We start from the raw sequence: 14,477 nt of genomic DNA, 5'->3' as shown, positions 1-14,477 counted from the left end.
GATGACTGACTTGCTGCCTCTTGCCGCCAAGGAGCTCAACGAATACACCGTGACGCCGGGCGTGCTCGGCTTCATCGTGTTCGCCGTGCTGGGCCTGGGTGTCTGGCTGCTGCTGAAGTCCATGAGCAAGCACCTGAGAAGGATCGCCGTGCTGGAGGCTCAGGAGCAGCAGGGCGTCCCCGCCGGAGCCGGCCGGGAGGGCGAGCGCGGGTCCTCGCGCTCGTGACCCCCTCCCCCGCCCGGGGCGGGGGAGGGCCGCTCACCGCCCGGGCCCGCCGATCACGTCACGCGCGCCGCGGCGGGGCACCATGCCCAGGCGCCAGGCCGGCCAGCCCGACTCCGGGCCCTGGCCGCGCTCCAGCAGGTGCGCGTACGACCGCGCGGCGTCCGTCAGGCGCGGGTCGCGCAGCGGGTGCCCGGCGCGCAGCAGATCGGTGAGCTCCTCCTGGGCGACCGCCTGCCCGACCTCCGAGCCGCCGGGCGAGGCGAGCGGCAGCAGGGTGCAGCGCAGGAACGCCGCCCAGTCCGCGCCGCGCGCGTCCGGACGGCCGTCGCCGTAGCCCTCCGTGAACAGCCGCAGGCCCTGGTCGGTCAGCTCCAATGCCTGGCCGAGCCGCTCGTTCCCCGCCTCGATCACCGCCAGCTCCAGGCAGGACCACGCCTCGCCGTGCCGGACGCCCGCCCGCCGGTAGTCCCGGCGGGCGTCGGTCAGGAGCTGGCGGGCGAAGCCGCTGTTGCGCAGCGAGCCGGTGCTCTCCGCGCGGGTGTCCCGGCTGATCCGGGCGGAGTGGTGGCGGGTGCAGGCCAGGCCGTAGACGTCCCGCATCCGGCTGAACATCGACCGGGCCCGCTCGTGGGTGCGCAGCGCGCTCCCGGCGTCGCCCGCCTCCTCCAGGGCCTGGCCCAGGTTGTACAGCGCCCACGCCTCGCCGCGGGCGTCCTCCGTGTCGCGGTGCCGGGCGAGCGCCGCGTCGAGCTGCTCCCGCGCCGCGGCCGGGTCGCCCGCGTAGACCCGGGCCAGACCGAGGACCGTCTGCGCCCAGGCGACGCCGCGCCCGTCGCGGGAGCGCTCGTACAGGTCGAGGGAGAGCCGCAGCTCACGCTCGGCGGCCGGGATGTCGCCGCCGTACAGGAGGGTCTGGCCGAGCTGGAAGCGGGTCCACGCCTCGCCGTGCACACTGCCGCTGCCCTGATGCAGCTCCAGCGCCTCGGCGAGCATCGCGCGGGCGGGCACGATCCGGCCGCACTCGCGTTCCAGGGCGGCCAGCGCGTGCAGGGTCCAGGCGCGGTCGCCGTCGAGGTGCTCGCCGGACTGGAGCCGCAGGGATTCGCGCAGCTTGGCGCCCGCCTCGGTGAGCCGGCCCTGGTGCTGGAGGGTGATCCCCAGGTCGCGCAGGGCGCGGGCGGTGCCCGCCTCGTTGTGGGCCTGCTGGTAGAGGGTGACCACGGAGGTGAGCGTGGAGCGGGCCTTGTCGAGCTCGCCGAGCTGGCGGGCGGCGACACCGGTGCGCCACTGCACCGAACGGGTGAGCAGGCCCTGGTTGATCGCCTGGGTCAGCTCGTTCAGCTCGCCGAGCCGGTAGAGGTCGCCGCGCAGCAGGCAGTAGTCGCACAGCGCGCCCAGCAGGTGCTGGACGGCCTCGCGGTCGACCCGCTCATCGGCGTGGCGCAGGGTCGCGGTGATGAAGCTGGTCTCGTCGTCCAGCCAGCGCAGCGCGGCGTCCAGGGAGGGGAAGCCGTGGCCGCCGGCCGCGGCGGGCAGCACGTTGGCGCGGGTGGAGGTCTTGCCGTCCACCAGCCGGATGACGGTGTCGGCCAGCTCGGCGTAGCTGCGGATCAGCCGCTCCTGGGCGGCCGAGCGGTCGGCGTCGCTCTCCTCCTCGTGCAGGCGGGCGCGGGCGAAGCGGCGCACCAGGTCGTGCAGCTGGTACCGGTCGCCGTGGGTGGTGCGCAGCAGGCCGGCGCGGGTCAGCTCCTCCAGCCGGCGGGCCGCCTCCTGGCGGCCGACGTCGAGGAGCGCGGCGGCGGCGCTGGGGCCGAGGCTGGCCCGGCCGACGAGGGCGAGGCGGCGCAGCAGCCGGCGGGCGGCCTCGGGCTGGTCGGCGTAACGCAGGCGCGGGGCGCGCTCGGCCGGGTCGGGGCCGCCGTCCGGGGGGCCACAGGCGGCGAGGTCGTCGGCGAGCTGCCCCGGGGAGCGGTGGTCCAGCGCGGAGCCGGCCATGCGCAGCAGCAGCGGGCGGCCGTCGCACAGCTCGGTGACGCGCCGCCAGCTCACCTCGTCGTAGGGCACCGGGGCGACGGTGGCGCCGTCCGCCACGGAGGCGCGCAGCAGCTCCTCGGCGGCGGCCTGGTCGAGCGGGCCGAGCTCCAGGTGGTGGACGGACGCGGGCAGGTCGTCGCCGAGCGCCAGCGGCTCGGCGGCGGTGACCAGGATCAGGGAGTCGGAACGCTCGGGGATGAGGGTGCGCACCTGCTCGGCGTCGGTGGCGTCGTCGAGGATGATGACGACCGGCAGACCGGCCAGGTGCTGGTGATATGCCTCAACGAGCCGGCGGAGCTGGGCGGGGTCGGCGTCCCGGCCGGTGTTCTCGCGGAACAGGAGCTGCTCGCGGGGGGCGCCGAGACGGTTCATCAGGTGGAGGATCGCGTCGCGGGTGGGAAGCGGGTCCTGGCTCTGGCCGCGCAGGTCCACCAGGCAGGCACCCCGGAACAGCTCGCGGGTCTCATGGGCGGCCCAGCGCGCCAGCATGGTGCGCCCGGAGCCGGACGGGCCGTGCAGCACGACGACGGTGGGCCGGGTGTCGGTGCGGGCGCGGTCCCGGTTGACCCACTGGGTGAGCTGGGTGAGCTGGCTGCGGCGGCCGATGAACGGATGGCCCCGGTCGGGCAGCCGGTCGAAGGAACGGGCCAGCACCGAACGGGTGCGGGCCTGGCCCGACCGGTCCCGGGAGCGGGACGCCGGGCGGCGGTCGCCCGGCCGCTCCCGGCTCTCCCTGCCGGTGGCGTCGCGGCGGGGGGCGAGGGCACGCTGCTGCTCCAGATAGGGGCGGATACCGCGCACGTCGAGGGCGGAGCGCCAGGCAAGCCGCAACTGGTCGACGCCGCCTGGCTGGTGACGGCTGCCGGCCTGCCGCTCCGCCGACCACAGGTGGGCGGCCACGGCCCGGAGCGTGAATCCGAGCACGGCCGCCAGGGCGACCAGCCCGGCGTCCCGGACGGCCGTCGCGGTGGACTCGTCGCGGCCGGCGACCAGCAGCAGGGTGGCGAGGGCGGCGGCGCCCGCCGCGCCCGCGAGGCCGCCGAGGGCCTCCCTGCCGAACCGGTCGAGCAGTCGGCCGGGCGCGCTGTCGGCCTCGGCCTGGCGGTACGCCGTGTACTCCTCGTGGGCCGGCCGCGCGATCTCGTCGAGCGCGCCCCGGGCGCGCCGCAGAAGCTGCGCGCCGTCGACACGCCCCTCGGAGCGGCGCACCTCCTCCTCGACCGCCTCGGCCAGCATGCGGTCCACCTCCGCCCGGTGCCGCTCGCTCAGCTCGGTCCGTACCGGTACCGACATCCGTCTCCCCCATCACCCGTCGACATGCCGCTCAACCCGCCATCTATCACGCTGAATTCGGCCGAGTCGTTGCACATGGGCGAATATTCGGGACAGGCGGCGGAAAGCGCAAGCACCGGACGGCGACACAAGGCTCCCGGCCGATCGGCGGGGGCCTCCTCCGCGCGCGGGCGGGCGGCCGTCAGCCGGTGGCCTGCCGGTACTTGCGCACGGCCTGCTTGCGGAAGAAGAGGATGACCGCCACCGACCACAAGGCGGAGGCCAGCACCGGGTGCTGCATGGGCCAGGAGTCCGGCGCCTGATAGCCCGGCGGCAGATTCCCGAAGAGCTCGCGGACACCCAGCACCGTGGCGCTGAACGGATTCCACTCGGCGACCGGCTGGAGCCAGCCCGGCATGTTCTCCGAGGGGACGAAGGCGATGGAGATGAACGTCAGCGGGAACAGCCAGACCAGGCCGCCGGAGGTGGCCGCCTCCGGGGAGCGGACCGACAGGCCGATCAGGGCACCGATCCAGGTGAAGGCATAGCCGAAGAGGAGCAGCAGCCCGAAGGCGGCCAGCGCCTTGGGCAGTCCCTCGTGCGTGCGCCAGCCGACCGCGAAGGCGACGATGGCGAGGACGACCAGGATGACGGCCGTCTGCACCAGGTCGGCGAAGGTGCGCCCGGTCAGGACGGCGCCGCGCGCCATGGGCAGCGAGCGGAAACGGTCGATGATGCCCTTCTGCATGTCCTCGGCTATGCCCGCGCCCGCGCCCGCCGTGGCGAAGGTGACGGTCTGCGCGAAGATGCCGCCCATCAGGAACTCCCGGTACGCCTCGGGGTCGAGACCGGCGCCCGGGATGTTGATCGAGCCGCCGAAGACGTAGGAGAACAGGACGACGAACATGATCGGCTGGATCATGCCGAAGACGACGATCTCGGGGATGCGCAGCATCCGCAGCAGATTCCGCTTGGCGACGATCATGGAGTCACGCAAGCCCTGGCGGAAGCCGATCCGCTGGTCGTCCGGGCGCGCCGCGTGCCGTGGCCCGATCGGCTGGCGCGCGGCGGACAGGGGGCTGGTCATCGCGTCACCTTCTCCTTCTTCTCCTTCTTGCTCTTCTTGTCCTTCTTCTCCGTCTTCGTCGGGCCCTTGGCCCCGTCCACCCCGCCCGCCCCGCCTTTCCCGCCCGTCCCGGTCGCTCCGTCCGTACCGGCCGCGTGGCCGGTGAGGGAGAGGAAGACGTCGTCCAGGGTGGGGCGGCGCAGACCGATGTCGTCCATCTCGATGCCGAGGGCGTCCAGCTCGCGGATGACCTCGGCCAGCGTCTTGGCGCCGCCGGAGGCCGGGACACCGAGCTTGCGGGTGTGCTCGATCAGGGTGGTCTCGCCGTCGCCCAGGCGCCGCAGCACCGTCTCGGCCTCGGCCAGGCGCGTCCGGTCGTGCACCACGACTTCGACCACGTCACCGCCGGACTGGCTCTTCAGCTCGTCGGAGGTGCCTCGCGCGATGACCCTGCCGCTGTCGACCACGGCGATGGTGTCGGCCAAGCGGTCGGCCTCCTCCAGATACTGCGTGGTGAGCAGCAGCGTGGCGCCGCCGGCCACCAATTCCTCGATGACCTCCCACAGGGCCTGCCGGTTCATCGGGTCGAGGCCGGTGGTCGGCTCGTCCATGAACATCACGGGCGGGCTGGTGATCAGCGCGGCGGCCAGGTCGAGGCGGCGGCGCATGCCCCCGGAGTACGTCTTGGCGGTGCGGTCGGCGGCGTCCGCCAGGTTGAACCGCTCCAGCAGCTCGTCGGCTCGGCGCTTCGCGTCCCGCGCGGAGAGCTGGTAGAGCCGACCAACCATCTGAAGATTCTCCCGGCCGGTCAGATAGTCGTCGACGGCGGCGAACTGGCCGGAGAGCCCTATGGAGCGCCGCACCTCGTTCGGATACTTGAGCACATCGAGACCGGCCACCTCGGCTCGGCCCTTGTCGGGCCGCATCAGGGTGGTGAGGACACGCACCGTGGTCGTCTTCCCCGCGCCGTTCGGCCCGAGGAGGCCGAGCACGGTGCCCTCCGGCACGTCGATGTCCACGCCGTCCAGTGCCCTGACGTCGCCGAAGGTCTTCACGAGCCCTTCGGCCCAGATGGCGCCTGGCATGAGGATCTCCCAAGGTCGACGGGCGAGTGTCAGAGGGGGGTCGAAGGAGGGACCGCGGCGTGGCGTCCGCGCCGCGCGGCCACCAGCCTAGGCTATCGCGATGTATCGCGATAGCCTTCTTTTTTTGAGCCACCCGGATGGGTCAGCCGAGAATCCGGTAGCCCGCCGCGCGCAGCGCCCGGGACACCTCCGCGCAGTGCTCGGGGCCCAGGGTTTCCAGCCGCACCTCCACCTCGACCTCGTCCACCCCGAGCCGCGGATCGGTCCTGACGTGGTTCACGGCGAGCACGTTGGCGTCGGCCAGCGACAGTTCGCCCAGCAGCGCCGCCAGCACCCCGGGCCGGTCCGGCAGCCGCAGCCGCAGCGACAGGTAGCGCCCGGCCGCGGCCATGCCGCGCCGCAGGCTGCGCTCCAGCACCACCGGGTCGACGTTCCCCCCGGACAGCACCGCGACCACGGGCCCGGTGAACGCCGCCGGCTCCGACAGCAGCGCCGCGACCGGACTCGCCCCGGCCGGCTCGACCACCATCTTCGCCCGCTCCAGACAGAGCAGCAGCGCGGCGGAGAGCGAGTCCTCGGAGACCGTGCGGACCTCGTCCACCAGCTCCTTGATGATGCCGAACGGCACGTCCCCCGGCCGGCCGACCTTCATCCCGTCCGCCATCGTCGCGACCTGCGGCAGCGCCACCGGGTGGCCGGCGGCCAGCGAGGGCGGATACGCCGCCGAGCCCGCCGCCTGTATCCCGACGATCCTGACGTCCGGCCGCAGCGACTTCACCGCCAGCGCCACCCCCGCCGCCAGCCCGCCGCCGCCGACGCCCACCACGATGGTCCGCACCTCGGGGCACTGCTCCAGGATCTCCAGCCCGAGCGTGCCCTGCCCGGCCACCACGTCCGGGTGGTCGAAGGGGTGGATGAGCACGGCCCCGGTGGTCCCCGCGTACTCCTTGGCGGCGGCCAGCGTCTCGTCCACCACCTGTCCGTGCAGCCGTACCTCGGCGCCGTACTCCCGGGTGGCGGCGACCTTTGGCAGCGGGGCGCCGACCGGCATGAACACGGTGGCACGCACGCCCAGCAGCCGGGCGGCGAGGGCGACGCCCTGCGCGTGGTTCCCCGCGCTGGCCGCGACCACGCCGCGTTCCCGTTCGCCCTCGCTCAGGCCCGCGATGCGGGTGTAGGCGCCGCGGATCTTGAACGAGCCGGTGCGCTGCAGGTTCTCGCACTTGAGGTGGACGGGGGCGCCGAGCAGCCGGCTCAGGTACCGGCTGCCCTCCAGCGCTGTCACCCGGGCTACGCCGCTGAGCGTCTTCTGGGCGGCGAGAACGTCGTCCAGCCCGGGCCGGTGGTTCGCAGGCATGCCGCCAGTGTCGCAGGCGTGAATTCACCCGGCGCGCGCGGTCCCGGACGCGCGCCCGGTCGCTGCGACGGGATCGCGCAATGCACGTCCGAGCACCCGCCGGGCGGCGTACGCTGAGGCGCGACCGGGGGGCCACCCCCTGTCACCGATCCCCACCCGCACCCTCACCGATCCCTAGACCGGAAATGACGCCTGAACCCACCCAAGTCACCACCGCCGCCCCCGAATCCGACCTCCTCGACGCGCTCCAGCACGAGGTGGCGGTCTTCGCCCGGCGGGCGGAGCAGACCCGCCTCGGCGGCCTCGGTCCGGCCCGCAACTCGATGGACCGCGCCGCCTACCTCCTGCTCAGCAGGCTCGACCAGCAGGGCCCGACGGGTGTCAAGGCCCTCGCCGCCGGGATGGGCATCGACTCGTCGACGGTGACCCGGCAGGTCGCCCCGCTCGTCGACTCCGGCCTGGTCAGCCGCACCGCGGACCCCGAGGACGGCCGCGCGGTCGTGCTCCAGTTGTCGGAGCGGGGCAGCGACCGTCTCCAAGAGGTCCGCACCTCGCGCCGCAGGCTCGTGTCGACCCTCACCACGGACTGGACGGAGGAGGAGCGCGACAGCTTCTGCGCGCTCCTCACTCGCTTCAACTCCGCGATCTCCCGCATGCAGACGAACACGGGGGCGATCATCCCGGCGAGCCTCAGCCCAGAGCCTGGCTGAGATCGGCCAGCAGGTCCTCCACGGCCTCGATCCCGACCGAAAGACGCACCAGGTCGGCCGGCACCTCCAGGGCGGAGCCGGCCGCCGAGGCGTGCGTCATCCGGCCCGGGTGCTCGATCAGCGACTCCACGCCGCCGAGCGACTCCCCCAGGATGAACAGCCGCGCCCGGTCGCAGACCTCGACCGCCGCGCGCTCGCCGCCCGCGACCTGGAACGACACCATCCCACCGAAGTCCCGCATCTGCTTGGCGGCGGTCTCGTGGCCCGGGTGCGAGGTCAATCCCGGGTAGTACACCCGCGTCACCTTCGGATGGGCCGCCAGCGTGTCCGCGATCCGGGCGGCGTTCGCGCTGTGCCGGTCCATCCGCACGGCGAGCGTCTTGATGCCGCGCAGCACCAGCCAGGAGTCGAACGGGCCCGCGACCGCGCCCATCGCGTTCTGGTGGAACGCCAGCTCCTGCGCCAGCCCCGGGTCCGAGGTGACGAGCGCGCCGCCCACCACGTCGGAGTGGCCGCCGAGGTACTTGGTGGTCGAGTGCACCACCACGTCCGCGCCCAGGGCCAGGGGCTGCTGGAGGTAGGGGCTGGCGAAGGTGTTGTCGACCACCAGCCGGGCCCCGGCGGACCGGGCGATGTCCGCGACGATCGCGATGTCCGTGATGCCGAGCAGCGGGTTGGACGGGGTCTCCACCCAGATCAGCTTGGTCTCCGGGCGCAGCGCGGCGCGCACCGAGGCCGCGTCCGAGGTGTTCGCCACCGACCAGGCCACGCCCCAGCGTTCGGCGACCTTGGTGATGAGCCGGAAGGTGCCGCCGTAGGCGTCGTCCGGGATCACCATGTGGTCGCCCGGCCTGAGCACGGTGCGCAGCAGGCAGTCCTCGGCGGCGAGACCCGAGGCGAACGCCAGCCCGCGCGTGCCGCCCTCCAGCGCGGCCAGGTTCTCCTCCAGGGCGGTACGGGTGGGGTTGGCGGACCGGCTGTACTCGTAGCCCCCGCGCAGACCGCCCACGCCGTCCTGCTTGAACGTGGAGACCTGGTGGATCGGCGGAACCACCGCGCCCGTCACCGCGTCGGGCTCCTGCCCGGCGTGGATGGCCACGGTCTCGAAACGCTGACGACTGTGCTGCTCGCTCATACGGACCACGGTAGTGCGCCCGGCGGTGGACCCGTCGCCTGGCCACGGGTGCCGCGCCAAGCGTCATAAGGTGTTCACAGTCATTCGAACGAGGGGGAGCCGCGCCGCCATGGAAGCTCTTTGGTTGCTCTTCGCCCTGATCGCCGTCTTCGGCGTGGTGGTGCTGCCGCTTCTGCGGCGGCGCCGGGAGCGGCAGGAGTTCGAGCGGGCCGCCTCAGCGGCCGAGGAGCGGACCGGGCCCGGGGGACGGACGCCGGACGGGGTGTCGCTCGGCAAGCCCGGCAGGCCCGGCCAGGAGGGCGGCCGGCCGGCGGGCGGGCTGGTCCCGGTCGACCAGCTCGACGTGCGGCTGCCCGGCCCCGATCCCGATCTGGTCGCGGCCCTGGAGGAGACCCGGCGCACCCAGGACTGGCGGCCGGCGGGCCGACTCCTGGCGCTGACGGACGACGCCGAGCCGCGCTGGCAGCGCGTGCAGTCGCTGGCCGGGGCGGCGGCGATGGAGCTGGCGCACTGGCGGGCCGCGGACCAGGCCGGCCAGTCCGGTGCGCGGGACGCGGGCTGGCTGCGCCGCTGGCGGACCGACGAGCCGAACGACGCGGGCGGCGCGCAGGTGTACGCGCAGTTCCTGGTGTGGCAGGCGATGGCCGACCCGGGCGCGGCGGAGTACCGGATCATCCTGGAGGAGGCGCGGACGGTGTGCGGCGAGGCCGCCCGGCTGGCGCCGGCGGACCCGATCCCGTACATCACGGAGTTGTTCATCGCGCGCGGCCTCAGCTACCGGCGGTCGGACTTCGACGCGCTGTGGGAGAAGATCACCCAGCGGGACGACCGGCACATGGGCGCGCACCTGGCCGCGCTGCCGTATCTGTCGGAGAAGTGGCACGGCTCGCGCGCCGAGGCCGACGCCTTCGCCACGGCCGCGGCGGCCGGGGCCCCCGAGGGCAGCCTGCTGGCCGCCCTGCCGCTGTTCGCGGTGTACGACCACCTGCCCGACGTGCAGCTCTCGCCCGGCATGTATCAGGGCGCGGTGATCCGGGACGCGATCGAGGCCGCGCAGTTCGCCGTGGCCACCGTGCGCGCCGGTCACCCGGTGGAGCCGCACGTGCGCCACCTGCTGCTGTGTTTCCTGGTCCGCGCGGAGCGGTACCCGGAGGCGGCGGAACAGGTGCGGGCGATCGACGGTTATGTCGGTGCGATCCCGTGGGTGGACAGCGACAATCCGGCCGGCGAGTACGCCGCCTACCGCGCCATGGCGATCGCCGGACAGTGATGGACCGAGGAAGGACGACGAGACGCATGTTGTACGCCTTCAAGACGCGCCTCCCCACCCCGGAGGAAGCCCTGCCCGGCCGCGCGGAACCGCCGTTCCGCGTCCCCGAGAAGCACACCGTCCTGGGCACCGCCCTCCTCGGCCCCTATCCCGAGGGCTTCGAGGTGGCGGACTTCGCCCTCGGCTGCTTCTGGGGCGCCGAGCGCCGTTTCTGGCGCACCCCGGGCGTGTGGACGACCCTGGTCGGCTACCAGGGCGGCATCACGGCGAACCCGACCTACGAAGAGGTCTGCTCGGGCATGACCGGCCACACCGAGGCCGTCCGCGTCGTCTTCGACCCGGCGAAGGTCTCGTACGAGGATCTGCTGAAGATCTTCTGGGAGTCCCACGACCCGACCCAGGGCTTCCGCCAGGGCAACGACGTCGGTACCCAGTACCGCTCGGCGATCCACACCCACTCCCCCGCCCACCACGCGACGGCGGAAGCCTCCCGCGCGGCCTACCAGGACGTTCTGGCGGCCTCGGGCTACGGCACGATCACCACGGAAGTCCTCCCCGCCGCCCCGCGCGCGTTCTACCCGGCGGAGGGCTACCACCAGCAGTACCTGGACAAGAACCCCGCCGGCTACTGCGGTCTCGGCGGCACCGGCCTGAGCTGCCCGGTCGGGGTGGCGAAGGCCGGGGACTGACCTTCCCCGGGCGCGGCCCGGTGTCAGTGGGTGGCCGTCGCCCGGTTCTGGAGTGTCGTGATGGTCTCCGCGACGTCGTCGCTCAGGTGGGGGCGGCAGGGGGTCATCAGCTCGGCCAGGGGGGTGCGCAGGAAGCCGCGGCGGGCCGTTTCGCGGCGTTCCTCGGCGCGTGCGGTGGGGAAGGCGCCGGCGGCCAGGGCAAGGGACCAGAAGTGGAGCAGGCCGTACCAGACGAACGTGGCCTGGAGGAACGGTCTGATCGGCAGGAGGCGGCCCGTCCAGGGGGAGCGGACGGACGGTCTCGGGTCGAAGAGGCGGTCGCCCCGCGCCCAGGGGGGTCCGGAGCTCCAGCATGTACAGCAGGCCGTGGATCGACTCGTGGACGAGACCTTCCACGCGGCCGGGCCGTCCAGGCTCACCCCGATCTGCACGCCGTGGCGGTCGAACAGCTCGATCCGCTCCGGGGCGAGGAGGGTGCCGTTGGTCTGGACGGTCAGCGAGAGGCGGAGCCCGTCGGGGGTCGCGTACCGGACGTCCTCCAGGAAACGCGCCATCCAGGGCTTGCCGACCAGCAGGGGTTCGCCGCCGTGCAGGGCGATGATCGCCTCGGGGACCCGGTGGCGTGCCGCGTAGGCCGTGATGCGGCCGAGGGCGGCCCTGGCGGTCTTTGGGTCCATGATCCGCGGACGCGCCTCATAGGTCGTGTCTGCCTTGTTGTAGACGTAGCAGTATGTGCAGTTGAGACTGCACCGGGAAGCGACCTTGCGGATGTGGGAGACCGACGGCGCGTCCACGTCCCGGCTCACATCGGTGGGTTCTCGGGGTTCCGGCTCCTGCTGAACGTGAGCCGGTCGTAGCCGGCGATCACCGTGGGAGTGTTCCCGCCGGCGCGGGTTTCGAGCGCGGTGCGCAGGATCGGGTTCAGCTTGCCGATGGCGTCGTGGAGCGCGGCGACGTTGCCGACCGGCACCCGACTTCGAGCTGGTGTGACTTTCTCTCGGGATGCGACATGGCGACCTCCTGGACGGACGGACGAAGAAGCACGTCCAAATAGTCCGATTTGATCGGTTCAGACGCTAGCCCGCCCCCGGTGCGAAGGCAACCAGGGCGCGGCGCGGGCCGGGGAGACGTCAGCCGTCCCGCAGGGCCTCGCGGGCGTTCGTCAGGAGGTCGCGGGCCAGGGTCGTGTGGGGGTGGGCCGGGCCCAGGACGCGCTCGCGGGCCGTCAGGGTGAGTTCGTACAGGGGGATCGCCCGGGGGAGGTCGCCGGTCAGCTGGTAGGTGTAGGCCAGGTTGCCGCGGGCCGTGATCGTCTCGGGGTGGTCGGGGCCGAAGACCCGTTCGTACTCGGTGACGTTCCGCTCGTGGAGCGGGATCGCGGCGGCCGGGTCGCCGGCCACGTGGTAGGTGCTCGCCAGGTTGCTCCGGCAGACCAGCGTGTGGGGATGGTCGGGGCCGAGCGTGCGTTCGTAGGCGGCGAGGTTGCGCTCGTGCAGCTCGGTGGCGCGAGTCAGATCGCCGGTCAGGCCGTGGAGGTGGGCGAGGTGGCCGCGCGAGGCGAGGGTATCGGGGTGGTCGGGGCCCAGGACCCGTTCGCAGTCGGCCAGGTTCCCGACGTGCAGCGGGGTCGCCGCCGCCAGGTCGCCGTTCGCGCGGTAGGCGCTGGCCAGGACGCCGCGTGAGGCGAGGGTGCGCGGGTGGTCCGGGCCGCGGAGGCGCTCGGAGGCGGCGGCCGAGCGTTCGGCGAACTCCGTGGCCCGCTCCGGACGGCCCTCCTGGAGAAGGAACGTCGACGCGGCCAGCAGGATGCCCTCGGTCCACTCGCCGTCCTCGGCCGGGTCGAGCAGCCCGACGAGCGCCTCGACGTGCGGCAGCAGGGCGCGCCAGCGCGGCCAGCCGGCCACGTTGAACAGCGGGTCGCCCGGCAGCGCCGCGCCCAGCAGGACGATCGCCTGCCGCCGCGCGTGCGCGGTGGCCTCCGCCGGGCCGTCGCGGACGACGCCTTGGACCAGGCGGTGGATCGCGAACGTCTCGGGGGCGAGCGTGATCAGGCTGTAGGCGTGCAGCGCCGCCAGCGCCTCGTCCACGGCGACCGGGTCGTCGGCCAGCGCGTAGGCCAGGTCGCGCGGGACGTCGTCGGGGCCGAGCCAGGCGAACGTCCGCAGGATGTCGAGGGCGAGCGGCTGCCGGGTGGCGACCGCGCTCAGGGAGAGCTGCCAGACCCGGGCCACGGTCCGCTGCTGGCCGTCGGGCGCGGCGGCGAACATCCGGGCCGGGTAACGGCGCAGCCGTTCCAGGTAGGCGGCCGGGGTGATGACGGTGTGCTGGATGTAGGCGGCGGCCTGTTCGAGGGCGAGCGGGAGGTGGCCGAGCTCGGCCGCCAGCTTCGCCCAGGTCTCGTCGTCGCCGCCGCCGCTGACGCGCGTGAGCAGATCGATCGCGGTGTCGGGGGCGAGGGTGGCCAGCCGCTGGGGGCGGGCCAGGTGGTGCCAGCCGGTGGAGCGGCGGCTGGTGACGAGGTGGCGGCCGGTGCCGAGCGGACCGATCACCGGGGCGAGGTCGCCCGGGGTCTCGGCGTTGTCGAAGACCAGGAGCCAGCCGTGGTGGGACCGCAGCCAGGTCGTCGCCCAGGCCGCGCCCTCGGTGCTGGCCGCCGAGGCGAGGTCGGCGTACGGGTGGAGGTGCGCGGCAAGGTCGGCGAGCGCCAGAACGATGCCGTCGGGGGTCTCGGCCGGGATCCACCAGATGGGGTTGTACCGGTCCCGGTGCAGGTGGGCGTACTGGAGCGCGAGCGTGCTCTTGCCGACACCGCCGAGGCCGTGCAGGACCGCGGACGCGGCGGGGCCGTCGTCCAGCGTCGCGGCGAGGCGGGCCATGTCCTCCTCGCGGCCGAGGAAGACGGCGCTGCCGGGCGCGGGCAGGTTGTTGAGGCCGGGTGGCGCCTGCACGTCGGCGGGCGGGCGGACCGCCTCGCCCGGCAGGTGGACGGCGCGGTGGTGGATGGTGGCGCCGTCGCCCGTGCTGACGATGCCGTGGTGGACCCCGACGGCGACGGCCCCGGCCCCGGACGCCTCGGTCATCGCCCCGTGATGGTGCTCTGGTCGCCGGTGCCGGTGATCCCGGAGTTCTCCTGGACGGCGCCGGTGGCGGTGACGGCGACGGTGGCGGTGACGGCGACGGCGACGGCGACGGCGCCGGCGACGGCGCCGGCGACGGCGACGGCGCCGGTGGCGGTGGCGGTGGCGGTGAACGTCGTCCCGTCGGCGGTGGGGGGCAGCAACCGGGCGAGATCCGCCGTCAGTTCGGGATCGTCGAGCAGCGCCCGCTTGAACCGGGCGCGCGGCACGGCCTGGAAGTCCTCGTCCCCCGGGGCCTCGGCGAGATCGCGGACCGCGTCCTCGATGCCGTCCCGGCTCTCCTCCCGATGCCAGATCCGGCGCAGGACGCGCTGCCCCACCGAGAGGGTCGAGTCGACTCCGGCGTCGGCCTGGGGGCACCTCCCAGGCACCCCGGGGGCCTGGGGGAGGGACAGCGCCGCCGTGCCGTACGCCCCGACCGCCGCCGTGATGGAGGGCGCCGCCCGCCGCGCCACCACCAGTGCGTCCAACGCCATCTCCCCTCCCGGAGCTGGGC

Annotated in this window: 13 protein-coding genes; 4 read left to right on the top strand and 9 right to left on the bottom strand. The window is 73.8% G+C overall.

Annotated features, from left to right (window positions below; genetic code table 11):
* Position 1 precedes the first annotated feature (1 nt).
* A complete protein-coding gene (locus OIE51_RS18035) occupies positions 2–226 on the top strand; it encodes a hypothetical protein (RefSeq protein ID WP_326598748.1) in 225 nt (74 codons plus the stop codon).
* A 33-nt stretch (positions 227–259) separates the two neighbouring features.
* Here the strand turns inward: OIE51_RS18035 and OIE51_RS18030 are convergent, their stop codons facing one another.
* The 4 genes from OIE51_RS18030 to ilvA all read right to left on the bottom strand — a co-directional run bounded on the left by OIE51_RS18030 (position 260) and on the right by ilvA (position 7,040).
* Positions 260–3,553 (bottom strand): tetratricopeptide repeat protein, encoded by a 3,294-nt coding sequence (locus OIE51_RS18030; protein ID WP_326598747.1) that lies wholly within the window; start codon positions 3,551–3,553, stop codon positions 260–262.
* A 181-nt stretch (positions 3,554–3,734) separates the two neighbouring features.
* Entirely contained in the window at positions 3,735–4,619 is an 885-nt protein-coding gene (locus OIE51_RS18025) for an ABC transporter permease (protein ID WP_442811955.1), read from the bottom strand.
* Complete coding sequence (locus OIE51_RS18020; RefSeq protein ID WP_326598746.1) at positions 4,616–5,683, bottom strand: ATP-binding cassette domain-containing protein; 1,068 nt, start codon at positions 5,681–5,683, stop codon at positions 4,616–4,618. Before OIE51_RS18020 ends, OIE51_RS18025 begins: the two co-directional genes overlap by 4 nt.
* Positions 5,684–5,825: 142 nt before the next feature.
* Entirely contained in the window at positions 5,826–7,040 is a 1,215-nt protein-coding gene (gene ilvA, locus OIE51_RS18015; RefSeq protein ID WP_326598745.1) for a threonine ammonia-lyase, read from the bottom strand.
* Positions 7,041–7,225: 185 nt separating this feature from the next.
* Between ilvA and OIE51_RS18010 the strand changes: the two genes are divergently transcribed.
* Positions 7,226–7,750, top strand: coding sequence for a MarR family winged helix-turn-helix transcriptional regulator (locus OIE51_RS18010; RefSeq protein WP_326598744.1), 525 nt, complete (start codon positions 7,226–7,228; stop codon positions 7,748–7,750).
* On the opposite strand, the gene OIE51_RS18005 is transcribed toward OIE51_RS18010, so the two are convergent.
* Positions 7,731–8,885 carry a cystathionine gamma-synthase gene (locus OIE51_RS18005; RefSeq protein ID WP_326598743.1) on the bottom strand — a complete coding sequence of 385 codons (1,155 nt, stop codon included), beginning with the start codon at positions 8,883–8,885 and terminating at the stop codon, positions 7,731–7,733. The two genes, OIE51_RS18010 and OIE51_RS18005, sit on opposite strands and share 20 nt — an antisense overlap.
* A gap of 109 nt (positions 8,886–8,994) precedes the next feature.
* Between OIE51_RS18005 and OIE51_RS18000 the strand changes: the two genes are divergently transcribed.
* Both OIE51_RS18000 and msrA read left to right on the top strand, forming a co-directional pair.
* On the top strand, positions 8,995–10,155 hold the full coding sequence (locus OIE51_RS18000; RefSeq protein WP_326598742.1) for a hypothetical protein: 1,161 nt from the start codon (positions 8,995–8,997) through the stop codon (positions 10,153–10,155).
* Positions 10,156–10,181: 26 nt separating this feature from the next.
* The gene (msrA, locus tag OIE51_RS17995; RefSeq protein ID WP_326598741.1) at positions 10,182–10,844 is read left to right on the top strand and encodes a peptide-methionine (S)-S-oxide reductase MsrA; all 663 of its coding nucleotides are present in this window, start codon (positions 10,182–10,184) and stop codon (positions 10,842–10,844) included.
* 23 nt (positions 10,845–10,867) lie between these two features.
* Here the strand turns inward: msrA and OIE51_RS17990 are convergent, their stop codons facing one another.
* The 4 genes from OIE51_RS17990 to OIE51_RS17975 form a co-directional block, all read right to left on the bottom strand.
* Complete coding sequence (locus OIE51_RS17990; protein WP_326600676.1) at positions 10,868–11,638, bottom strand: radical SAM protein; 771 nt, start codon at positions 11,636–11,638, stop codon at positions 10,868–10,870.
* Positions 11,639–11,646: 8 nt separating this feature from the next.
* Entirely contained in the window at positions 11,647–11,814 is a 168-nt protein-coding gene (locus OIE51_RS17985) for a hypothetical protein (protein ID WP_326598740.1), read from the bottom strand.
* A gap of 160 nt (positions 11,815–11,974) precedes the next feature.
* Positions 11,975–13,924: a tetratricopeptide repeat protein gene (locus OIE51_RS17980; RefSeq protein WP_326598739.1), complete on the bottom strand. Its 1,950-nt coding sequence runs from the start codon at positions 13,922–13,924 to the stop codon at positions 11,975–11,977.
* Positions 13,921–14,457 carry a hypothetical protein gene (locus OIE51_RS17975; protein ID WP_326598738.1) on the bottom strand — a complete coding sequence of 179 codons (537 nt, stop codon included), beginning with the start codon at positions 14,455–14,457 and terminating at the stop codon, positions 13,921–13,923. The genes OIE51_RS17980 and OIE51_RS17975 overlap by 4 nt, the downstream gene beginning before the upstream one ends.
* Positions 14,458–14,477 lie beyond the last annotated feature (20 nt).

Origin of the sequence: Streptomyces sp. NBC_01803 (assembly GCF_035917415.1) — a bacterium.
In the GTDB taxonomy this organism is placed as follows: Bacteria; Actinomycetota; Actinomycetes; order Streptomycetales; family Streptomycetaceae; genus Streptomyces.
Note: the sequence above shows the minus strand (reverse complement) of the source record. Positions and strands in the feature narration are given on the sequence as shown.